Source organism: Methylobacterium komagatae (assembly GCF_042661665.1).
GTDB classification, from domain to species: domain Bacteria; phylum Pseudomonadota; class Alphaproteobacteria; order Rhizobiales; family Beijerinckiaceae; genus Methylobacterium; species Methylobacterium komagatae.
The window spans coordinates 4,905,001-4,925,781 of the sequence record NZ_JBHSWN010000001.1; the positions used below are offsets into that span (position 1 = coordinate 4,905,001).

Here is a 20,781-nt window from a genome sequence, read left to right on the forward strand (position 1 = left end):
TCGTGGTGACGCCGTATCATAAGGAGTCGATTGAGGTTCTCAGGCGCTGCCACGAGAGCGTGATGAACCAGCAGATCTCGGCTCGCCTGACCCACGTCATGATCGCGGATGGGCATCCGCGCGAGGAGATCGAAGACTGGGATGTCCTGCACGTGCGGCTCCCGCGCGAGCACGGCGACAACGGCAACACGCCTCGCGCCGTGGGCTCCATCCTCGCGGAGACGAACGGCGCAGAGTTCATCGCTTTCCTCGACGCCGATAACTGGTTCTATCCCGATCACCTCGCGAGCACGCTCCAGGCCATGCACCAGACTGGGGCGAGTGTCGGCTGCTCATGGCGGGATTATTACGGGCCGGATGGGCAACAGCTGCCCATCTTCGAGCAGGAGGAGATGGAACTGCGGCACGTCGATACGAGCTGCATCGTCCTCGCGAGCCCAGCCTTCGAGGTCACTCGGCTGTGGTCGAGCATGCCACGGATCCTCACCCCGTGGTGCGACCGTGTCTTCATAACCGGCATCCGGCACCGGCGGCACATGCAATGCTACACGCGCAAGAAGACCGTCGCATTCACGACGATCTACACGCGCCATTTCGAAGGATTGAACCTGCCGGCGCCGGCGAACAGCAAGATGCCGCCGGATGCGGAGATGATGGCGTATCTCCAGTCGGCGGCAGGCGTACAGGAGACCGTGAGCCGGATGGGCTTCTGGCCCCTGGCGATCTGAAACGCAAAGTGCCGGGGCTCTACCCCGGCACTTCAAACGGGCTGAGCCCTCCGAGATTTTCTTACTCCGCGGCCTGAGCCAGATAGGAGGCCGGGTCGTAGTTGAGGATCGGGCCGAGCCAGCGTTCCACCGCAGTCAGGTCCATGCCCTTGCGCGCGGCGTAATCCTCGACCTGATCGCGCTCCACTTTGGCGACGCCGAAATAATGGGCGTCGGGATGGGCGAGGTAGAGGCCCGACACCGAGGAGCCCGGCCACATGGCGTAGGACTCGGTGAGCTTCACACCGATGCGGCGCTCGGCCTTGAGAAGGTCGAACAGGGTCGTCTTCTCGGTGTGATCAGGCTGGGCGGGATAGCCGGGCGCCGGGCGAATGCCGGCGTAGGGCTCCCCTGCCAGTTGATCCGGGGTGAAGGTCTCGTCCGGCGCATAGCCCCAGAATTCGCGGCGGACTCGCTCGTGCATCCGCTCGGCGAAAGCCTCCGCGATCCGGTCGGCCAGCGCCTTCACGAGGATCGCCCGGTAATCGTCATTGGCCCGCTCGAACCGCTCGGCGATACGCACCTCTTCCAGGCCCGCCGTCACCACGAAGGCGCCGACGTAATCCGCGACGCCCGTCTCCGCGGGCGCGACGAAGTCGGACAGACACAGGTTCGGCCGACCATCGCGCTTGGAGAGTTGCTGGCGCAGGCCGTGGAGCGTGGCGAGCTTCTCGCTGCGGGATTCTCCGGTCCAGAGCACGATGTCGTCGCCGACGCTGTTCGCGGGCCAGAAGCCGATCACGCCCTTCGGGTTGAACCAGCGCTCCTCGACGATCTTCTTGAGCATCTCCTGCGCGTCCTCGTAGAGGGCGCGGGCGGCCGGACCCTGCTCCGGGTCATCCAGGATCGCCGGGAAGCGACCCTTGAACTCGTAGGTCTGCAGGAATGGCGTCCAGTCGATATACGGCACGAGATCGGCGACCTCGTAGGAGCCGAAGACCCGGGCGTCGGTGAAGGTCGGCTTCTTCGGCTTCAAGGCCGACCAGTCGGCCTTGAAGCCGTTGGCGCGGGCCTTGGCGAGCGGCAGCCGCTGCTTGTCGGCCTCCGCGCGGGCATGGGCCTGGGCGACCTTGGCGTATTCGGCGCGCACCTTCTCGATGGTGGGCCCACGCGTCTCCTTCGAGATCAGGCTCGACACGACGCCGACGGCGCGGCTCGCATCGGTGACGTAGACGGCTTGGCCGCGCTCGTAGGCCGGGTGGATCTTCACCGCCGTGTGGACGCGGCTCGTCGTGGCGCCGCCGATGAGGAGCGGCACGTCGAGGCCCTCGCGCTCCATCTCGCCCGCCACGTGGACCATCTCGTCCAGCGACGGGGTGATGAGACCGGACAGGCCGACGATATCGACCTTCTCGCGCTTGGCGGTCTCGAGGATCTTGGCGGCGGGCACCATCACGCCGAGATCGATGATCTCGTAGTTGTTGCAGGCCAGCACGACGCCGACGATGTTCTTGCCGATGTCGTGAACGTCGCCCTTAACGGTGGCCATCAGCACCTTGCCGGCAGCCTGCCGCTTGCCGTCACCACCATTGGCCTTCTTCTCTTCCTCCATGAAGGGTTCGAGATAGGCCACGGCCTGCTTCATCACGCGGGCGGATTTCACCACCTGCGGCAGGAACATCTTGCCCGCACCGAACAGGTCGCCGACCACGTTCATGCCGGCCATCAGCGGGCCCTCGATGACGTGGAGCGGCCGCTCTACGGTGAGGCGCGCCTCCTCGGTATCCGCGAGGATGTATTCGGTGATGCCGTTGACCAGCGCATGCTCGATGCGCTTCTCGACCGGGGCTTCCCGCCAGGAGAGATCGGCGGTGCGCGCCTGAGCCGAAGCGCCGGTCTTGAACCGCTCGGCGGCTTCCAAGAGGCGCTCGGTGGAATCGTCGCGACGGTTGAGAACGACGTCCTCGCAGAGCTCGCGCAACTCGGCGGGGATCTCGTCGTAGACGGCGAGCTGGCCGGCATTGACGATGCCCATGTCCATCCCGGCCTGGATGCAGTGATACAGGAACACCGCGTGCATCGCCTCGCGCACCGGCTCGTTGCCGCGGAAGGCGAAGGAGAGGTTCGAGACACCGCCCGAGATATGGGCGTGGGGCAGGGTTTCGCGGATGGTGCGCGTGGCCTCGATGAAGGCGACGCCGTAGCCGTTATGCTCTTCGATGCCGGTGGCGACGGCGAAGATGTTCGGGTCGAAGATGATGTCTTCCGGCGGGAAGCCGACCTGCTTCGTGAGGATCGTGTAGGCCCGCGTGCAGATTTCGACCTTGCGCTCGTAGGTATCGGCCTGTCCCTGCTCATCGAAGGCCATCACCACCACGGCGGCGCCGTAGGAGCGGCAGATCCGAGCGGCCTCGATGAACTTGTCCTCGCCCTCCTTCATGGAGATCGAGTTCACGATGGCCTTGCCCTGCAGGCACTTGAGACCGGCCTCGATCACCTCGAATTTCGAGGAATCAACCATCACGGGAACGCGGGCAATATCGGGCTCGGCGGCGACGAGATTGAGGAACTCGACCATCGCTTTTTGAGAGTCGAGCAGGCCCTCATCCATGTTGACGTCGATGATCTGGGCACCCGCCGCGACCTGATCGCGGGCCACATCCAGGGCGGCGGCGTAATCGCCGTTGGTGATGAGCTTCCTGAACTTGGCCGAGCCGGTGACGTTGGTGCGCTCGCCGACATTGACGAAGGGAATCTCCTTCGTGAGCACGAAGGGCTCCAGGCCGGAGAGGCGCATCAGGCGCGGAATCTCGGGGATCTTGCGCGGCGCCTTGTCCGCGACAGCTTCCGCGATGGCGCGGATATGATCCGGCGTGGTGCCGCAGCAGCCGCCGACCATGTTGACGAGGCCCGCTTCCGCGAACTCGCCGACGAGCTTGCCCATTGCCTCCGGGCTCTCGTCGTAGAGGCCGAACTCGTTCGGCAGGCCCGCATTCGGGTAGGCACAGACGAGGGTGTCGCAGAGCCGCGAGAGTTCGGCGATGTGGCCGCGCATCTCGCGGGCGCCGAGCGCGCAGTTCAGGCCGAAGGTCAGCGGGTCGGAATGGCGTAGCGCGTTCCAGAAAGCCGCCGGAGTCTGGCCGGAGAGGGTGCGGCCGGAGAGGTCGGTGATGGTGCCGGAGATCTGGATCGGCAGCTTGATGCCGGTCTCCTCAAACACCTGCCACGCGGCGGCCACCGCCGCCTTGGCGTTCAGGGTGTCGAAGATCGTCTCGATGAGGATGAGTTCGGCGCCGCCCGCGATGAGGCCGCGCACCTGCTCGACATAGGCCGTCTTCACCTGATCGAAGGTGACGGCCCGGTAGCCCGGGTTGTTCACGTCGGGCGAGATCGACAGGGTGCGGTTCGTCGGGCCGATGGCACCTGCCACGAAGCGGCGGTGGCCATCCTGCTGCTCCGCGAGCTTGGCGGCTTCGCGAGCGAGGCGTGCGCCCTGCTCGTTCAATTCGTGGACGATCGATTCCATGCCGTAATCGGCCTGGGCGATGGTCGTGCCTGAGAAGGTGTTGGTCTCGCAGACATCGGCGCCCGCGAGGAAGTAATCGAGGTGGATCTGCCGGATCGCGTCGGGCTGAGTGAGGATCAGAAGGTCGTTGTTGCCCTTCTGGTCATGCCCGTGGTCCTTGAACCGGTCGCCCCGGAAATCCTCCTCGGAGAATTTCAGGCGCTGGATCACGGTGCCCATCGCCCCGTCGAGCACGAGGATCTTCTGGCTGGCCCGCTCGCGAAGCAGCTTCGCGATCTCGGTGCCATCGACGGGGGCGAAGTCGGTCATCGTCAGTCCCAAAAGTCACTCTGTGGTGACGGCGCGGAGCGAACCACGTCCGTCTTTGCGAACGACACGAAGCAATCCAGGGCGGCGCTACGTTTTCGTAAGTAGCGTTGCCCCGGGGTCTCGCTTCGCTGTGCTCGCGATGACGGTGAGCCCCGTCAGGCGGCCTTCGCGGCGGTGATCTTCGGCGCCTGGTTGCGCAGGCCCAGAAGATGGCAGATCGCGTAGACGAGGTCCGAACGGTTCATCGAGTAGAAGTGGAAGTCGTTGACGCCCTCATCGACGAGATCCAGCACCTGCTCGGCCGCGACGGCGGCGGCGACGAGGCGGCGGGTCTCGACGTCGTCGTCCAGGCCTTCGAACCGGGCAGCCAGCCAGTACGGCACCGAGGCACCGGTGCGGCGGGCGAAGTTCGCCGCCTGCTTGAAGTTCTGCACCGGCAGGATGCCCGGCAGGATCGGGATAGTGATCCCGGCCGCCCTCACCTTGTCCATGTAGCGCAGGTAGACCTCGTTCTCGAAGAAGAACTGGGTGATCGCCTGATCCGCCCCAGCATCGACCTTGGCCTTCAGCGCATCGATATCGGCCTCGAGGCTCGCGGCCTCGGGGTGCTTCTCGGGATAGGCCGAGACGGAGACCTTGAAGTCACCGATGCGCTTGATGCCGGCCACCAGTTCGGCGGTCGAGGCATAGCCGCCCGGGTGCGGCCGGAAGGCATGGCCGACGCCCTCGGCCGGGTCGCCGCGCAGGGCCACGATGTGGCGCACGCCCGCATCCCAGTAGGACTGAACCACCGCGTCGATCTCTTCGCGCGTGGCGTCGACGCAGGTCAGGTGAGCGGCGGGCTTGAGGGTGGTCTCACGCACCATGCGCGCGACGGTGTTGTGCGTGCGCTCACGGGTGGAGCCCCCTGCCCCGTAGGTCACGGAGACGAATTTCGGCTGGAGCGGCGCAAGGCGCTCGATCGAGCTCCAGAGAACCTTCTCCATCTCCTCACTCTTCGGCGGGAAGAATTCGATCGAGACGCGGATGGGGTGGTAGCCGTCGCGGCTGGCGCGTGTAGTCCGGCGCATGGTGTTCGTTGCTCCTCGTCCTCAAGATCCGACGGTTCGGACGACTGACCCGTTCTCTTCACATCTCCCGGCCAGACGGCCAGGCATCCCTTTACGGTGCTTCAGGCCACCGCGCGGCCATCGGGCGGCAAAGCCGCCCAACCCGGCCCGGCGGGGGCATCGACCCCCTGCCCTTCCTCCGACCCCAGCCAGAGCGTGACCGTCAGTTGGCCCGAGGCCGTCGGCGCCAGGTTCCTGGCGGTCACCTCCGGCAACCCGGCCTCGGCGAGCCATCCGGCGATCTGCTCCGTGGAGAAGCCGAGTCGGCGGTGGGCCTGGGCGGTGCGCAGGAATTCCAGATCATGCGGGGCGAAATCGACCACCAGAAGGCGGCCCCCCGGCGCGACCAGACGGGCGGCCGCCTTCAAGGCGCGCGCCGGATCATCGAGGTAATGCAGCACCTGATGCACGATGACGAGGTCGAAGCTCGCCCGAGCGAAGGGCGGGGCGTGGATATCGCCCTGGCGCAGTTCCACCCGCGCGATGCCGAGGCGCTCGAAATTGGCACGGGCCACGGACAACATGGCGTGGCTCGAATCGAGCCCGACCGCCCTCCCCGCCAGCGGCGCCAGGAGCCCGAGCATCCGCCCGGTCCCCGTTCCGAGATCGAGCAGGCTCCCGATGGGGCGCGGCCCGAGGGCCTCAAGAACCGCCGCTTCGACGATCGCCTCCGGCACATGCAGCGAGCGCAGCTCGTCCCATTTGGGAGCCAGTCGGGCGAAGAAGCTCTGTGCGGCCTCGGCCCGCTGTGCGCGAACGGCATCGAGCCGCGCCCGATCCTCCGATAGGGGCGGCGCCGACCGGTCGAGACCGGCGACGAGCGGATCCGCGAGACCTGCCCGATTCTCAGCGAGGCGGAAGAACGCCCAAGCGCCCTCGCGGTGACGCTCGACCAGCCCCGCTTCGACGAGGAGCTTCAGGTGACGTGAAATGCGCGGCTGAGACTGCCCGAGAATGTCGGTCAGGTCCGAGACGGACAATTCCCCTTCCGCCAGCAGGGCGAGGATGCGCAGGCGCGTCTCTTCCGCCGCGGCGCGCAGGACGGCCAAGGCTTGCGGAAAGGGAACTGACCCCGCCTCTTGGTGGCGATCGTTAGACATAAAGATATCTTTATATCCGCGCAGGACGGGGCGCAAGGGCAAATCGACCGATGCGATCTGACTTGTCGCCCTGGATGCTTCCGCGCGGGCGTGCTCTTGTGGCGGCCGGTTTCGATCCGGCGAGGCGGCATTTGTTCGGTATCCTGCGCACCCTCGGCTTGGCGCTCGGCCTTCTCGGTGGCGCCATCGCGGCTCAGGCCCCCGAATTCGCGCAGCAATATGCGCAGCGGCTCGGCGGAGCCGTCGACGAGCTGCGCCGTCAGATCGCGACCCTCGAATCCGATGCGCGCGCCAACGGCACCACCCGCGATGGAGCGGTCGAGCGTCTGCGCAGCAATCCGGACGGGCTCGTAGCCCGGCGCGGCGAGGCGGCTCAGGCGGATATCGCCCGGCTCGCCCGCCTCTCGGAACAGCAGCAAGCTCTGACCGAGGCGGTAAGTCCGCTCGGGCGGACGGTCGCGGTGATCCGCAATCCCGATCTCGACATCGCCCAAGCCACGATGCGCGACTACCAGCCCGCCGTCCCGACCACGGCGGATGGGCTGACGGCGGGTCTCGTCGGGTTTTTGGCAGCCTGGGGTGGCTGGCGCGTTCTGTCCGATCTCGGACGCCGCACCGCCCGCCGCCGCCCGAAAGCGCCTCCGACAACGGCCTGACGCGGGTCACGGATGGGCGAGACTTATAAAGAGCAGTGCCGGGGTGTTGCCGCAGGTCTACAGCACTGTGCCCGTTGCTTGCTTATCGAGCCGTGATCCCGCTCGCTCCGCACCGGAAGGGGCGTAACATGCCACGCGCGACGACACAGACGATCGACCCTGCCCTCGACGCCGCGGCACTCCTGCGGCGCGTCGGGTTCTTCGGCCTATTCGTGATCCTGCCGGTCCTGGCGCAGGTCGCCCGGCGAGCTGCCGTGATCCTGGCGCCCATCGCCGTCGTGCTCCTGATCATCGCCAGCAGCATCGACCGGCGGCAAAGGCCGATCAACCCGGCCTTCCGGCGCTTGCTCACGGCCCCCGCCTTCCTGGCGGGCAGCCTGGTCGTGCTGTGGTCGGCCCTGTCCCTCGTCTGGACGCCCTTCCTCGGCCCGGCGGGGGAGCGGCTCGCCAATTTGGTCGCCACGATCCTCCTCGGTCTGGTCGCCTACCTTGCCCTGCCCGACCGGATGCGCTCGGCGAACCTCTACCTGCTGCCGTTGGGTGTCACGGCGGGTGCCATCGTCGCCATCGGTCTGGGCCTGTTCAGCGCCCGGATGGCGCCGGGCATCGAGGATGATGGTGCCCTCGACCGGGGCCTGATCCTCCTGATCCTCCTGCTCTGGCCGGCCCTGGCGTGGCTGCGCTCGCGCCGCCGCGACCGGGAGGCGCTGGTCGTCGCCCTGCTGGTGGCCGTGGCCCTGACCGTTCAACCGGATGCGACGCAGATCGCCGCCCTCGCCGTTGGTGCCCTGGCCTACGCCCTCGCCAGCCTCCGGCCCAAGGTTGGTGTTGCTGCGACCGCTTTGGTGGCGGCGGGGCTGCTCGCGGCGGCGCCGATCCTGCCCTTCCTGGCCCGGCCGGTGGCTTCGGCAGCCTTCGGCCCGCTCAGCCCCGCCGCCCTGTCGCTGAAGAGCCTGGCAGAAGGTGGTGACATCCGAGCCCGTACGCCTCGTGACCGGCCACGGCTTGGAGACGGCCCTGCGCGGGCGCGTCGTCGGGCTTGTGCCGGCCAATGCGCCGACCACGGCCCTTTTCGAATTCTGGTATGAGCTCGGCATCGTCGGCGCCCTTGCCGCGGCCTACGCCCTTTATGCCTCGATCCGCCGGGCGGGCCGGGATGTCCCTGCCCTGGTGCCCGGCGCCATGGCCTGCTTCGCCAGCGCCTTCGCCGTGGCTTGCCTCGGCGTGGGGCTGACGACCGTCTGGTGGCTCGCGACGCTCGGCATTGCGGTGATGGTATTCATCGCCGTCGAGCGCGGACAGTTTCGCACCAGCCGCCCGAAGGTGTCGCGGCTGCGTCGGATCCGCGACGGCGCTGCTGTCGCGGAATAAGAGGCGGCCCCGCTTCGCGGGCGCCGCCGGTCGTGTCGCAGTTCGATCTTAGTGAACGACGCGCAGGGAGACCCGCTGGTCCCGCCCATGCCGAGAGCCCGCGCCGAACCACGGGAAAGGTCGATGATCCGGCCGCGGATGAACGGGCCACGATCGTTGATCCGGACGACGATCGAACGGCCGGTCCGAGGGTTCTGAACCTGAACGCGGGTGCCGAAGGGCAGCGTCCGGTGGGCTGCGGTGAGCCCGTTGGGGTTGAAGCGCTCGCCATTCGCCGTGCGATGTCCGCTGCCGTACCAGGACGCGGTGCCGCTCTGTGCGGCGGCCGGGGCGACTGCGCCAGTGACGCTGGCCACCAAACCGAGGACGACAGCGATCTTACCGAAACCAACCTTCATTTGTCCGCGCATTCCCTTGTTGTTAGCGGGGCGGCGCCAGTCGTTTCCGAAACGGGCAGCAATGTGGCGCGAAAATTTGAGATTTCGCGGTCGCAATTTCGCCGCATTGGTGCTGGACCTGCCGATTACATACGCGGTTCGGTCAAGTTATTTGCAGATCAAATATCGAATACTTTGAGCCAATGCTTGCAAAGTAAATCGTTGGATTTGCCGCAACGGCGCGAATTCGCCGATCGATACGACGATTATCCTAGATCTGCGCTCGGGGAAGGGCTGCGTCCCGCTGAAGGTGACGCTGGCCGGAGCCATCGGACGGCTGGTTCCAGAACGGGACGAATTTTTCCCGACATGCTGAACGCGGCTTTTACCCTACTCGACGCATGGTCTCCGGGTCAGTCGCGTAAACGGTGTGTCTCATGGCTTCCCAGCGTACCGTGGCAGCCGACGCCTTCGCCCGGAAACAGGTCTCGCGTACCGGGCGGCCCGCGTCGTCTCCACGGATGGGGCTTCCTGCCCAGCCGTCGCCACTCAGGCCCTCAAGCCTGCCACTCGACACGGTGCTGGTCGGCGATTGCATCGCGGCCATGAACGCATTGCCCGCGTCCAGCGTCGACTGCGTGTTCGCAGACCCGCCCTATAATCTCCAGCTGGGTGATGCCGGGCTGCTGCGCCCCGACCAGAGCCGCGTCGATGCCGTCGACGACGACTGGGACAAGTTCGCGAGCTTTCCCTCTTACGACGCCTTCACCCGCGAATGGCTTGCCGCAGCGCGCCGGGTGATGAAGCCGAATGCGACCCTCTGGGTCATCGGGTCTTACCACAACATCTTCCGCGTCGGCAGCGCGCTTCAGGATCTCGGTTACTGGATCTTGAACGACATCGTGTGGCGCAAGGCCAACCCGATGCCGAACTTCCGCGGCAAGCGTTTCACCAATGCGCACGAGACTCTGATCTGGGCCTCCCGCTCGGCCGAATCGAAGGGCTACACCTTTCATTACGATGCGTTGAAGGGCGGCAACGAAGACCTCCAGATGCGCTCGGACTGGTTCATCCCCCTCTGCACCGGGGATGAGCGACTGAAGGACGACGAGGGCCGAAAGGTCCACCCGACCCAGAAGCCCGAGGCGTTGCTTGCCCGGACCCTGCTCGCGGCGACCAATCCCGGCGATGTGGTGCTCGACCCGTTCTTCGGCACCGGCACGACCGGTGCCGTCGCCAAACGCCTTGGCCGCCGCTTCATCGGCATCGAACGCGACCCCGGTTACGCCGCCGCTGCGCGGGAGCGCATCGCGGGGATCGAGACTCTGTCCCAGGCTTCGCTCCTCGTGGCGCCGACCAAGCGCGCAGAGCCGCGCGTGCCGTTCCTGTCGGTGATCGAGGCGGGGCATGTTCGCGCGGGCGAGACTCTGACCGACGAGCGCGGGCGCTTCCGCGCGACGGTGCGGCCGGACGGTCAGCTCGACAATGGGTTGGTGATCGGCTCGATCCACAAGATCGGTGCCCTCGTCCAGGGCCTCCCGGCCTGCAACGGCTGGACCTTCTGGCACACTGAGCGCAACGGCCGGAAAACCTGCATCGACTCGTTCCGCAACGAGATCCGCGCGACGATGGCCGGGGCCTGAACGAACCCCCGAACGTCATTGCGAACGAAGTGAAGCAATCCAGGGCGTCGCTCCGGCTTCAGGCGTCCCGCATACCTGGATCGCTTCATGTTGTTCGCGATGACGGCGGGACGTCAAATCTTCCTCGGCTGCACCTTGCGCGGCGGCGCGGCGGCGACGGGCCGCCGCGAGAGCACCTTCGGGATCGGCGCCCGGCGCGCCTTCTGTTCAGCGGGCGGTGGCGTCGCGAGGTCGGGCTCGGGGTCCGGCGTCGGCGCGGGCGGCAGCGCCAGCTTCCGCTCCAGGGCGTGGGCGAGCACCTTCTTCATGGCGCCCGGCAGGGGCTCGTCTGCCAATCCGGCGGGCGGGGTGAAGCGCATGCCCTCGGGTGGCGCGGTGTCGGCCGCAACGCGCGCCTGGAACACCGTCAGTTCCAGGGGGAAATGCGTGAAGACATGCCGCACAGTGCCCGGCAGGCGCTTCCAGCGGGCGTCCAGGGGCGCGTCGAGCAGCGCCTGGGCCGGATCGTAATCCGCCCGCCACTCGCTCGTCGGCGGCTCGGCCATCGCACCGAGGAGGCCTGTGGGAGGGCGCGTGCGTAGCAGGACCGCGCCGTCGCCTGCCCGCTCCACCACGAAGGCGGCGCCCCGTCGAAGCGCCCCCGATTCCTTCTTCAGCTTGCGGGGATAGGTCTCCTGCGTGCCCTCCTTCCGCGCTTGGCAGGGCGCCATCCAGGGGCAGAGGGCGCAGGCCGGTCGCTTGGACGTGCAAAGCGTGGCGCCGAGATCCATGACGGCCTGCGCGAAATCGCCCGGCCGCTTCTGCGGTACCAGCGATTCGGCAAGCACCCGCAGGGCCGGCCGTGCGGCAGGCAGGGGCTGGTCCACGGCGAAGAGCCGCGAGACCACCCGCTCGACATTGCCATCCACTGCCGCCGCCGGGCGATCGAAGGCGATGGCCGCGATGGCGCCCGCCGTATAGGCGCCGATTCCCGGGAGCTTGCGCAGGCCCTCCACCGTGTCGGGGAAGCCACCCGCCGCAGCGACCGAACGGGCGCAGGCGTGGAGATTTCGCGCACGCGAGTAATAACCAAGCCCCGCCCAGGCACTCATCACCGCCTCCTCCGGCGCCGCCGCGAGGGCGGCGACATCGGGGAAGCGTTCGAGGAAGCGGGCGAAATAGGGTTTCACCGCCGTGACTGTTGTCTGCTGCAGCATGATTTCCGACAGCCAGACCCGGTAGGGATCGGGTACCTCGCCGGGCAGGGCGCGCCAGGGCAGCACGCGGCGATGGCGGTCGTACCAGACCAGAAGGTCGGCGGCGTCCGGCCGGGCGTCCTGCCTTGAGTATGACGCCGCGGGCGTTACCATGCGGTGGCCTTAACCGTTTTTTCGCGGCGACGGGAGCGGGATTTCGGCAGCCGGATCACGGCGGCCCGGAACGGACATCATGGCACGACCGAAGCCCCTCGCCGAACTCATCGATTCCTGCATCGGCCCCGCCTTCGCCGCGCAGGGCTTCGCCTCGACCGATATCCTCGCGGCGTGGCCGGAGATCGTCGGGGAGCGTTTGGCGCGCTATTGCCGCCCCGCCAAGCTTGAATGGCCGCGCCGCCGCCGGGGCGCGGAGGCTGGCAGCGGTCCTGAGCCCGGCACGCTGATCGTGCGCGTCGAGGGCGTCTTCGCCATCGAGTTGCAGCATCTCGCCCCCGTGGTGGTTCAGCGCATCAACGCCCATTACGGCTGGGCCTGCGTCGGCAAGATCGTCCTCAAGCAGGATCGCGTCGGAGTGCGCGGCTCGGCCGGAACGACGCGCGGAATCGACCCCGCACGGCGTGGCGAAGTGGCCAAGGCCGTGGCGAATATCGAGAACGAGGGCTTGCGCGAGGCGCTGGACCGGTTGGGCGTCGCAGCCGTCGCCACCGCCGGGGCGCCCTCCCCTGGTCCAATGGGGGGCAGCCTCACGAAGTCGCGGCGGTAGTTCAAGCCGTCGCACCGCCTTGCCAGCCCCGCGCCGCGCAGATACCCGGAAGGCCGAACGAACCACGCCAGCCGGCGGAGGCCTCACACCATGACCACCCGACGCGACGCCCTGAAGCTGACCGGTCTCGTGACCGCCGGCCTCGCCCTGCCCTCCTTCGTCCGCCCGGCCTTCGCCGACACGGTCGACACCGCCGCTCTGATGCAGGCGGGCCCCCTCGGCGACGTCTGGCTCGGCCCGGCCGACGCCAAGTGCACGATCATCGAATACGCCTCGATGACCTGCTCGCACTGCGCCCGCTTCCACAAGGAGACGTGGCCGGAGCTGCGCAAGCGCTACATCGACACCGGCAAGGTTCGCTTCACCCTGCGGGAGTTTCCCTGGATCCCCTCGCCACCGCCGCATTCATGCTGGCCCGGTGCGAGGGCGATAAGATGTACTATCCGGTCACCGATCTCCTCTTCGACCAGCAGCCGAACTGGGCCTTCACCCAGAAGCCAGTCGACGCCCTCGAGCAGATGCTCAAGCAGGCGGGCTACACGAAGGAGAAGTTCGAAGCCTGCCTCAAGAATGAGCAGGTCTATGGCGCCGTAAACTCCGTGAAGCAGCGGGGCATGGACGTGTTCAAGGTCGACTCGACGCCGACCTTCTTCATCAACGGCACGCGCTACACCGGCGAGCAGACGATCGACGCCATGGAGAAGGTGATCAAGCCGATCATCGGCGCCTGAGCACTCGACCACACGCGGCCGTGAAATCGGGTGGCGGGAAAAGCTTGCCAAAAAGCCCGAAAACGTAATGAAAACAACGAGTTGAGACGATGGACGGTCGCCTTGACACCCAAGGTAGGCGAAACTATGGTGCGCCGCGCTTGAAGGGGGCTTCCAGCAGATTCCGGGTCCCGATTTCCCGAGGGTTTGAGCCGTGAACGGCGACGACACGAAGGACGGACCGGGGGATGCAGGCAAGCCGCCGGAGGGCGACCTCTCCGCGAGGCTCAGGCGTCTCGAAGCACAGATCGAACGGAAGCGGCCCTCGGCCTCTCCCGATACGTCTGCGCGTCCTCGGGATACTGACCGCACCCCGCTCGCTCAGGCGATGACGCTCTCCACGGAGTTCGTCGCCGGTGTGATCGCGGGGGGCATTCTCGGCTGGATCGTCGACCATGTCTTCGGGACGAAACCCTGGGGATTGGTGGTGCTCCTGCTGCTGGGATGCGTGGCGGGCTTCTACAACGTGATGCGAGCCTCCGGGTTCGCCGGGTCGCGCCCGGGCATTCGCCCAGGTCGGCGTGACGGGGCGGACCACTGACATTGCCCTGACGGGCGGGCGCCGGAACCGGTGCCGGAGAGTAGAGAAGAGAAGGGCGGGAGCGGGCATGGCGGTCACGATCGACCCGATTCATCAGTTCGAGCTGAAGACCCTGGTGCCGCTCGGCCATATCGGCCATCAGCAGCTCGCGTTCACCCAGTCCGCTCTGTATATGTTCGCCGCGGTGGGCGTGATCGCTCTGATCACCATCGTCGCGACCGCGTCGCGCTCCGTTGTTCCGGGGCGCATCCAGTCGCTGGCGGAAGTCTTCTACGAGTTCATCGACGATACGTTGTACCAAGCGACGGGCGAAGGCGGCCGCAAGTTCATGCCGCTGGTGTTCTCGCTCTTCATGTTCGTGCTGATCCTGAACCTGTTCGGCATGATCCCCTACGCATTCGCCGTCACCAGCCACCTCATCATCACCTTCGGCCTCGCCGCCCTGGTGATCAGCGTGGTGGTCGGCTACGGCGTGTACAAGCACGGCGCCCATTTCTTCGGCCTCTTCGTGCCGTCGGGCGTGCCGAAGCCGCTGCTGGCCATCCTCGTTCCGATCGAGGTCATCTCGTTCATCTCGCGTCCGATCAGCCTTTCGGTTCGTCTGTTCGCGAACATGCTCGCCGGCCACATCGCCATGAAGATCTTCGCTTTCTTCGTGGTCCAGCTTCTTCTCGCCGGGGCCTGGAGCGTGCTATCGCCCCTCCCGCTGTTCCTGACGATCGCCCTGACCGCCCTCGAATTCCTCGTGGCGGCCCTTCAGGCCTACGTCTTCGCGACGCTCACGGCGATCTACCTGAACGACGCCCTTCACCCCGGCCACTGACGACCGGCCGGCTTCCCCGCCGCGAACCTCGCGCACGTTTCTCGAGAAAGACCTCAGGAGTTACCATGGATCCCGTCGCTGCGAAGTACATCGGCGCCGGCCTCGCTTGCCTCGGCATGGCGGGCGCGGGCATCGGCCTCGGCAACCTGTTCGGTCAGTTCCTTGCCGGCGCCCTTCGCAACCCGTCCGCTGCCGATGGCCAGCGCGCCACGCTGCTCCTGGGCTTCGCCCTCACTGAGGCGCTCGGCATCTTCTCGCTGCTGATCGCCCTGCTGCTGCTCTTCGCCGTCTAATCGGCTTCGGCCGGGGCCTCGCGGCCCCGGCTCCGGCGGCGCTTCCTGAGCGCCGCCTTCCAACGGGAGGATGGCACTCGGGCGCCCTCCTCCTCGTCCGGCGCCCCTGGCGCCCCCCGACGGTGTTTTCTCGGACCGGTTTGATGGCGCAGCCGAACCCACTCACGACGCCGCCTCCGGGCGCCGATACCAAGATCGCGCCGGGGCATACCGAGCACACGGAAGCGCATTCGAGCGCCTTCCCGCCCTTCGAGACCTCTGGCTTCCTGGCCCAGATCATCTGGCTCGCGCTGGCCTTCGGTCTGCTCTACTACCTGATGGACAAGGTGGCCCTGCCCCGCATCCGGGGTATCCTCCACAATCGCGCCGAGCGGCTCCGCTCCGATCTCGATCAGGCGCAGGCGATGAAGTCTCAGGCTGATGCGGCCGGAGTCGCCTACGAGACGTCCCTGCGCGAGGCGCAGAACAAGGCGCGCGACATCGCGCAGGCTACGCGCAACGAGCTGAACGCTGAGGCGGACGCCAAGCGCAAGGCCCTGGAGGCCGAGCTGAACACCAAGCTCGCCGCCGCTGAAACCACCATCCGCAGCCGCACCGATGCGGCCATGGGCAATGTCCGCACGATTGCCGGCGAGACCGCCTCCGCGATCGTTGAGCGGCTGACCGGACAGGCCCCCGACCAAGCGAGCCTCAACCGGGCGCTCGACGCCACGGCTCACTGACGGAGGATCGCCATGCTGCTCGAAGCCGAATTCTGGGTTGCCGTCGCCTTCGTCATCTTCATGGCCATCGCGTGGAAGGCTGGTGCCTTCTCCATGATGACCAAGGGGCTGGACGGTCGCGCCAACCGCATCCGCCATGAACTCGACGAGGCCAAGCGCCTGCGTGAGGAAGCCGCCGCTGTACTGGCCGACTACAAGCGCCGTCAGGTCGAGGCCGAGAAGGAAGCGCAGGCGATCGTCGCCAGCGCCCGTGAGGAGGCGCAGCGCGCTGCCGACGAGGGCCAGCGCAAGCTGAACGACTTCCTCGCCCGCCGCACCCAGGCGGCCGACACCAAGATCGCCCAGGCCGAGGCTCAGGCTGAGGCCCAGGTCCGCGCTGCGGCGGCCGAGGCGGCTGTCCGTGTCTCGGAGACGATCCTGAAGGAGCGCCTGCAGGGCGACGCCGCCCAGGGCCTTATTCGGTCCAGCCTCGGCGAGATCCAGACCCGCCTGCGGGCCTGATCGTCCCCAACATCAGCCGAAGAGACCGAGCCGCCGGATCACCATCCGGCGGCTTTTCTTTGGGCGATGCCGTGGCCGGACGGGTCTAATGGTCTCTCAGCACCCTCAACGTCATTGCGAGCGTAGCGAAGCAATCCAGCGATACGCTACATTCGGACGTGTCTCGCTTCCTGGATTGCTTCGCTGCGCTCGCAATGACGCAGGGCTTTGAGTGTGCTGGTCAGGCCCTCAATCCGGACGTTTGCCCTCAACCTCGCGAGTCTCTTCGACCTCAGGAGCGACTTGGCCGTAATTGAGCACCGCGACGAGGGCGGTGCCGCCGAAAAGATTGCCCAGCAGCGTCGGCAGCAGGAAGCGCCACCCGTAATCGGCCAGCGTCGCCGCCCCCGTGACTACGAGGTAGAACGACTCAACCGAGCCCGCGACCACGTGGGCGAGGCTGCACAGCGAGACGAGCCACGTCATCAGCATGATGATGAAGGGGGCCGCGCTGCCGGTGGCGGGCAGGAACCACACCATCAGGGCGATCATCCAGCCCGCGAAGACGGCCTTCACAAAGGTCGCGCCGAAATCATGCGCGATCGCATCGTGGCTGATTTCGGCGAAGGCCTTCTGCATCGAGGGCTCGAACGCCCCCGAATGGGCGATGAGCGTCGCGATGGCCAGCGTGCCGAGAAGGTTGCCGACGAGGACGATCGTCCAGAGCCGCAGCACCCGCCACAGGGTCTTCACCGACCGGTCGTGCAACAAGGGCAGGACCGGCGTGATCGTGTTCTCAGTGAAGAGCTGCTGCCGCCCCAGCACCACGACGAGGAAGCCCACGGAATAGCCCATGGAGGTGATGATCTTTGTCCAATCCCCCTCGGGCAGGTGCGTCTTCAGCACGCCGGGCACGATGAGCGACAGGGCGATGCTCAAGCCCGCGGCGAAGGCCGAGAGGAACAGCGCTCCGCCATGGCGGCGCAACTCCTCGTCGCCGCCGAGGCGGATCGCCTCGTGCAACACGTAGGCGTCTGGTCTTGCGATCTGCGAGACGGTTTTCAGGATCTCGTGGCGCCGCGCCTTCGCGTCGGGCTTGTCGTTCTGTGGCATCCGGTCCGCTCCATCGCGCCGTCTGAACGGGGGGCGTCAGGCGGAGAGACGTGCCACCAGGGCCTCGACCTCCTCCTGCGCCGCCGCGAGGGCGGACGCGTCCCGACTGCGGACGACGATACGGTTGCGGAACCCCTCTGGCGTCATCATCGGATAGGAACCGATGGAAACCTCCCCGTGCCGCTTGGCGATCTCGCCCAGGTCGCCCGCGTAATTGCCTTCGGGGATGCCCTTGGCTTCGACGGTCATGGATTGCATCGCCGCGCCGCCCTTCAAGGTCGGCCCCACGGCGTCGAGCATCGCCTGCATGATCGCGGGCACCCCTGCCATGACGATGACGTTGCCGATGCGGAAGCCCGGCGCTTTCGAGATCGGGTTTGCGATCAGGTCGGCCCCGAAGGGGATGCGCGCCATGCGCAGCCGTGCCTCGTTCAGGTCCTCCGGCTTATGCCGCTCCAGCAGCATGGCGCGGGCGCGCTCGTCGATGTCGATGCCGACGCCGAAGGCCTTGGCGACGCAGTCGGCGGTGATGTCGTCATGGGTCGGGCCGATGCCGCCCGTGGTGAAGAGATAGGTGTAGCGCTCCCGCAGGGCGTTCACCGCCTCAACGATGCGGTCTTCCTCGTCGGGGACGATGCGCACCTCACGCAGGTCGATTCCGGCGGCGGTGAGGTAATCGGCGATGGTCCCGATGTTCTTGTCCTTGGTGCGTCCCGAAAGGATCTCGTCGCCGATGACGAGGATGGAAGCGGTGACCATGTCGGGCGTGGCGCTCATAGGACCTGTCGTCTCTTGGGATTAAAGGGCAGATAGCGCGCTGCGGCCCCGCCGCCACGTTCGTCTTCACCCCTCATTCCCGGGCGATTCCATGCTTTGGCCTTCGGCCCTCACCGAGGGGCGGCTGCTCCGCCGCTACAAGCGGTTCCTGGCCGATATCGAGACGGCGGAGGGCCTTGAGACTGTCCATTGCCCGAACCCTGGCGCGATGATGGGGCTCGATGCGCCGGGAAGCCGGGTGCTGCTCTCCCGCTCGGACAGCAAGACGCGAAAGCTTCCCCTCACCTGGGAGGCGGTGGAGGCGGATCTACCCGGTGGCCCGCAATGGGTCGGCATCAACACGATGCGCCCGAACGCCCTGGTGGCCGAGGCGTTTCGCGGTGGGCTCATCGCACCGCTCGCCGGCTATGAATCCCTGCGGCCTGAGGTGCGCTACGCGCAGGCGAGCCGCGTCGATTTCCTGGCGAGCGGCCCGGCCGGGCCCTGCCATGTCGAGGTGAAGAACTGTCACCTCCTGCGCCGGGCCGGGCTTGCGGAGTTCCCCGATTGCAAGGCCGCCCGCAGCGCGCGACACATGCGCGACCTCGCGGAAGTGGTCGAGGGCGGCGGCCGGGCGCTGGTGGTGATCGTTGTGCAGATGAAGGCCGAGGCCTTCGACGTCGCCCGCGACATCGACCCGATTTTCGACCGCGCCTTCCGCGACGCCCGGGCGGCAGGCGTCGAGACGCGAGCCTATCGCTGCGATGTCGGGCTGGACGGCGTGGCGATCGTCGCGGAGATCCCCATCGTCACGCCGGTCTGACGAGCCTCAGGCGCGCTCGAACATCAGGTTGAGGCGCGAACGGCCGATTTCGCGATAGCCATGCTCACCGAGGAGCTTCGGCAGATCGAGCTGCCATTGGCCGGTGCCGTTTTCCACGAGGAGGATGCGCGGCAACAGGGCCTCGGGCGCTTCGCGCAGGAAGGGTTCGAGGATCAAGTCCTCCGCGCCCTCGACATCGAGCTTGATCGCATCGACATGCGTCAGACCCTCGCTGCGCAGCAGGTCGAGAAGGGTCACCGCCGGCACGGTCACTTGCGCGCCTTCGTTGGTTCCGACGATCCGCAGGCTGGATTCGCCCCGGTTGCGAGGATCGATGAACAGGGTCAGCTCGCCGGTCTTGTCGGCGACGGCGCAGGCCACGGCTTTGACCGTGTGGAACGGGTTCTGGGCGATGTTGTAGCTCAGACGCTCGAACACGTCCTTCTGCGGCTCCACCGCGACGATCCGAGAATTCGGCCCGGCGAAGGCGGCCACGAACAGGGCGTAGGCGCCGATATTCGCGCCGATGTCGAGGAAGACGCAATCCTGCGGCAGCCGCGCCTTCAGCAGAGCACGCTCCTGCGGGTCGAAGAATTGCGGCGTGAACAGCACCTTCTTCTCGCAGTTGTTGTTGTAGGGGTGCAGCCGCATCTTCGCGCCGTAGCGCGTCACGTCGAGGGGCTTGCCGCCGAGCAGGGAGATGGCAATGCGGCGCAGCATCAGAGCGATGCGGCGCCCATACCAGTTCTCCGTGCCGATGCCGCTGGTTCGCCGGGTGATGGCGGCGACGAGGCCGGACGGCGCGTACGTCCCGTAGGGTCGAGATTCACTCATAGCCGCCGGGTGATGCCAGCAGGGGCGCTCTGTCGCAAGCGGGCGTTGTAGGCTCGGCCTCTCGCCAGTAAGCCGAACGGCGGTTTGGAGAATGGGTTCGGGGATGGACAGTTTCGATTCCGATGGCGTGCGCATCGCCTATATCGACATTCCGGCCATCGGCGGACGCGGCGATGCGATCCTACTCATCCACGGCTTTGCCTCGAACCACGCCGTCAATTGGGTCAACACCCAATGGGTCCGGGCCCTCACCCAGGCAGGCTACCGCACCATTGCCCTGGATAATCGCGGCCATGGCGAGAGCGAGAAGCTCTACGATCCGGAGGCGTATTCCTCCGAGGCCATGGCGGGCGACGCCGTGCGGCTCCTGGACCATCTCGGCATCGAGCAAGCCCATGTCATGGGCTATTCGATGGGCGCACGCATCACCGCCCATATCGCGCTGGATTACGCCTCGCGCGTCCGCTCGGCACTGATCGGTGGGCTCGGGATGCACCTGATCGAGGGGCGCGGTCTGCCCTCCGGCATTGCGGAAGCCCTGGAAGCGCCGGCGGGGACCCCGGCGCCGAACCCGACCGCAGCCGCGTTCCGCATCTTCGCCGAACAGACCCGCAGCGACCTGCGGGCGCTGGCCGCCTGCATGCGCGGCTCACGCCAGACGCTGAGCCGCAGCGAACTGGCGCAGATCGAGATGCCGGTTCTGGTCTCGGTCGGCACCCTCGACACCGTGGCGGGGTCCGGCCCGGCCCTAGCTGCCCTCATGCCTGATGCGCGCGCGCTCGAACTCGAAGGCAAGGACCACTCGACGGCCGTCGGCGCCAAGCCGCACCGGGACGGCGTGCTCGCCTTCCTGGCGGCTCAGCCGTGAG

General features: G+C 67.0%; 18 protein-coding genes and 3 pseudogenes (1 of these 21 only partly in view). 13 read left to right on the top strand and 8 right to left on the bottom strand.

Features of this window, described 5'->3' with window-relative positions:
• A protein-coding gene (locus ACFQE0_RS24130) for a glycosyltransferase (protein WP_378974139.1) crosses the window boundary here: on the top strand, positions 1 to 728 show its 3' portion. The gene continues 835 nt to the left of window position 1, outside the view; 728 of the gene's 1,563 nt are visible here — the last part of the coding sequence; the start codon falls outside the window, past its left edge; it ends in the stop codon at positions 726 to 728.
• 61 nt (positions 729 to 789) lie between these two features.
• Here ACFQE0_RS24130 and metH read toward each other — a convergent pair whose 3' ends face one another.
• From metH to ACFQE0_RS24145, 3 genes are all read right to left on the bottom strand, one after another.
• Positions 790 to 4,542 carry a methionine synthase gene (gene metH, locus ACFQE0_RS24135; protein WP_378974141.1) on the bottom strand — a complete coding sequence of 1,251 codons (3,753 nt, stop codon included), beginning with the start codon at positions 4,540 to 4,542 and terminating at the stop codon, positions 790 to 792.
• A 155-nt stretch (positions 4,543 to 4,697) separates the two neighbouring features.
• Positions 4,698 to 5,612, bottom strand: coding sequence for a methylenetetrahydrofolate reductase [NAD(P)H] (metF, locus tag ACFQE0_RS24140; RefSeq protein ID WP_378974143.1), 915 nt, complete (start codon positions 5,610 to 5,612; stop codon positions 4,698 to 4,700).
• Between the two features lie 101 nt (positions 5,613 to 5,713).
• Positions 5,714 to 6,751 (bottom strand): ArsR/SmtB family transcription factor, encoded by a 1,038-nt coding sequence (locus ACFQE0_RS24145; RefSeq protein ID WP_378974145.1) that lies wholly within the window; start codon positions 6,749 to 6,751, stop codon positions 5,714 to 5,716.
• Between the two features lie 131 nt (positions 6,752 to 6,882).
• On the opposite strand from ACFQE0_RS24145, the gene ACFQE0_RS24150 reads away from it, so the two are divergent.
• Both ACFQE0_RS24150 and ACFQE0_RS24155 read left to right on the top strand, forming a co-directional pair.
• Positions 6,883 to 7,407, top strand: a complete 525-nt coding sequence (locus ACFQE0_RS24150; protein WP_378975676.1) for a DUF2937 family protein — start codon at positions 6,883 to 6,885, stop codon at positions 7,405 to 7,407.
• Between the two features lie 128 nt (positions 7,408 to 7,535).
• Positions 7,536 to 8,778: pseudogene (locus ACFQE0_RS24155) on the top strand (peptide ABC transporter permease).
• Positions 8,779 to 8,826: 48 nt separating this feature from the next.
• Here ACFQE0_RS24155 and ACFQE0_RS24160 read toward each other — a convergent pair.
• Positions 8,827 to 9,176 (bottom strand): annotated as a pseudogene (locus tag ACFQE0_RS24160) (septal ring lytic transglycosylase RlpA family protein).
• A gap of 416 nt (positions 9,177 to 9,592) precedes the next feature.
• Here ACFQE0_RS24160 and ACFQE0_RS24165 point away from each other — a divergent pair.
• Entirely contained in the window at positions 9,593 to 10,798 is a 1,206-nt protein-coding gene (locus tag ACFQE0_RS24165) for a site-specific DNA-methyltransferase (RefSeq protein ID WP_378974148.1), read from the top strand.
• 113 nt (positions 10,799 to 10,911) lie between these two features.
• Here ACFQE0_RS24165 and mutY read toward each other — a convergent pair whose 3' ends face one another.
• Positions 10,912 to 12,147: an A/G-specific adenine glycosylase gene (mutY, locus tag ACFQE0_RS24170; protein ID WP_378974150.1), complete on the bottom strand. Its 1,236-nt coding sequence runs from the start codon at positions 12,145 to 12,147 to the stop codon at positions 10,912 to 10,914.
• Positions 12,148 to 12,226: 79 nt separating this feature from the next.
• On the opposite strand from mutY, the gene ACFQE0_RS24175 reads away from it, so the two are divergent.
• From ACFQE0_RS24175 to ACFQE0_RS24205, 7 genes and pseudogenes are all read left to right on the top strand, one after another.
• Positions 12,227 to 12,757: a DUF721 domain-containing protein gene (locus ACFQE0_RS24175; protein ID WP_378974152.1), complete on the top strand. Its 531-nt coding sequence runs from the start codon at positions 12,227 to 12,229 to the stop codon at positions 12,755 to 12,757.
• Positions 12,758 to 12,847: 90 nt separating this feature from the next.
• Positions 12,848 to 13,488, top strand: a pseudogene (locus tag ACFQE0_RS24180) (DsbA family protein).
• 193 nt (positions 13,489 to 13,681) lie between these two features.
• Positions 13,682 to 14,068, top strand: coding sequence for an AtpZ/AtpI family protein (locus tag ACFQE0_RS24185; RefSeq protein ID WP_378974154.1), 387 nt, complete (start codon positions 13,682 to 13,684; stop codon positions 14,066 to 14,068).
• A 67-nt stretch (positions 14,069 to 14,135) separates the two neighbouring features.
• Complete coding sequence (locus ACFQE0_RS24190; RefSeq protein WP_378974156.1) at positions 14,136 to 14,891, top strand: F0F1 ATP synthase subunit A; 756 nt, start codon at positions 14,136 to 14,138, stop codon at positions 14,889 to 14,891.
• A gap of 65 nt (positions 14,892 to 14,956) precedes the next feature.
• Positions 14,957 to 15,184, top strand: coding sequence for a F0F1 ATP synthase subunit C (locus tag ACFQE0_RS24195; protein WP_007566773.1), 228 nt, complete (start codon positions 14,957 to 14,959; stop codon positions 15,182 to 15,184).
• A gap of 143 nt (positions 15,185 to 15,327) precedes the next feature.
• Positions 15,328 to 15,906: a F0F1 ATP synthase subunit B family protein gene (locus ACFQE0_RS24200; RefSeq protein WP_378974158.1), complete on the top strand. Its 579-nt coding sequence runs from the start codon at positions 15,328 to 15,330 to the stop codon at positions 15,904 to 15,906.
• 15 nt (positions 15,907 to 15,921) lie between these two features.
• A complete protein-coding gene (locus ACFQE0_RS24205) occupies positions 15,922 to 16,407 on the top strand; it encodes a F0F1 ATP synthase subunit B family protein (protein ID WP_378975678.1) in 486 nt (161 codons plus the stop codon).
• A 228-nt stretch (positions 16,408 to 16,635) separates the two neighbouring features.
• Here the strand turns inward: ACFQE0_RS24205 and ACFQE0_RS24210 are convergent, their stop codons facing one another.
• Together ACFQE0_RS24210 and ACFQE0_RS24215 are read right to left on the bottom strand one after the other, a co-directional pair.
• Positions 16,636 to 17,499, bottom strand: a complete 864-nt coding sequence (locus tag ACFQE0_RS24210) for a formate/nitrite transporter family protein (protein WP_378974161.1) — start codon at positions 17,497 to 17,499, stop codon at positions 16,636 to 16,638.
• 36 nt (positions 17,500 to 17,535) lie between these two features.
• Positions 17,536 to 18,276 carry a competence/damage-inducible protein A gene (locus tag ACFQE0_RS24215; protein ID WP_378974163.1) on the bottom strand — a complete coding sequence of 247 codons (741 nt, stop codon included), beginning with the start codon at positions 18,274 to 18,276 and terminating at the stop codon, positions 17,536 to 17,538.
• A 91-nt stretch (positions 18,277 to 18,367) separates the two neighbouring features.
• Here ACFQE0_RS24215 and sfsA point away from each other — a divergent pair, with 91 nt between their 5' ends.
• Positions 18,368 to 19,078: a DNA/RNA nuclease SfsA gene (gene sfsA / locus ACFQE0_RS24220; protein WP_378974165.1), complete on the top strand. Its 711-nt coding sequence runs from the start codon at positions 18,368 to 18,370 to the stop codon at positions 19,076 to 19,078.
• Positions 19,079 to 19,084: 6 nt separating this feature from the next.
• Here sfsA and ACFQE0_RS24225 read toward each other — a convergent pair whose 3' ends face one another.
• Complete coding sequence (locus tag ACFQE0_RS24225; RefSeq protein ID WP_378974167.1) at positions 19,085 to 19,912, bottom strand: FkbM family methyltransferase; 828 nt, start codon at positions 19,910 to 19,912, stop codon at positions 19,085 to 19,087.
• Between the two features lie 103 nt (positions 19,913 to 20,015).
• Here ACFQE0_RS24225 and ACFQE0_RS24230 point away from each other — a divergent pair, with 103 nt between their 5' ends.
• The gene (locus ACFQE0_RS24230; protein WP_378974170.1) at positions 20,016 to 20,780 is read left to right on the top strand and encodes an alpha/beta fold hydrolase; all 765 of its coding nucleotides are present in this window, start codon (positions 20,016 to 20,018) and stop codon (positions 20,778 to 20,780) included.
• The last annotated feature ends 1 nt before the right edge of the window (position 20,781 follow it).

Coding starts and splice junctions, on each gene's coding strand:
- metH (WP_378974141.1), bottom strand. CDS start 4,542: ATGACCGACTTCGCCCCCGTCGATGGCACCGAGATCGCGAAGCTGCTT.
- metF (WP_378974143.1), bottom strand. CDS start 5,612: ATGCGCCGGACTACACGCGCCAGCCGCGACGGCTACCACCCCATCCGC.
- ACFQE0_RS24145 (WP_378974145.1), bottom strand. CDS start 6,751: ATGTCTAACGATCGCCACCAAGAGGCGGGGTCAGTTCCCTTTCCGCAA.
- ACFQE0_RS24165 (WP_378974148.1), top strand. CDS start 9,593: ATGGCTTCCCAGCGTACCGTGGCAGCCGACGCCTTCGCCCGGAAACAG.
- mutY (WP_378974150.1), bottom strand. CDS start 12,147: ATGGTAACGCCCGCGGCGTCATACTCAAGGCAGGACGCCCGGCCGGAC.
- ACFQE0_RS24175 (WP_378974152.1), top strand. CDS start 12,227: ATGGCACGACCGAAGCCCCTCGCCGAACTCATCGATTCCTGCATCGGC.
- ACFQE0_RS24190 (WP_378974156.1), top strand. CDS start 14,136: ATGGCGGTCACGATCGACCCGATTCATCAGTTCGAGCTGAAGACCCTG.
- ACFQE0_RS24195 (WP_007566773.1), top strand. CDS start 14,957: ATGGATCCCGTCGCTGCGAAGTACATCGGCGCCGGCCTCGCTTGCCTC.
- ACFQE0_RS24200 (WP_378974158.1), top strand. CDS start 15,328: ATGGCGCAGCCGAACCCACTCACGACGCCGCCTCCGGGCGCCGATACC.
- ACFQE0_RS24210 (WP_378974161.1), bottom strand. CDS start 17,499: ATGCCACAGAACGACAAGCCCGACGCGAAGGCGCGGCGCCACGAGATC.
- ACFQE0_RS24215 (WP_378974163.1), bottom strand. CDS start 18,276: ATGAGCGCCACGCCCGACATGGTCACCGCTTCCATCCTCGTCATCGGC.
- sfsA (WP_378974165.1), top strand. CDS start 18,368: ATGCTTTGGCCTTCGGCCCTCACCGAGGGGCGGCTGCTCCGCCGCTAC.
- ACFQE0_RS24225 (WP_378974167.1), bottom strand. CDS start 19,912: ATGAGTGAATCTCGACCCTACGGGACGTACGCGCCGTCCGGCCTCGTC.
- ACFQE0_RS24230 (WP_378974170.1), top strand. CDS start 20,016: ATGGACAGTTTCGATTCCGATGGCGTGCGCATCGCCTATATCGACATT.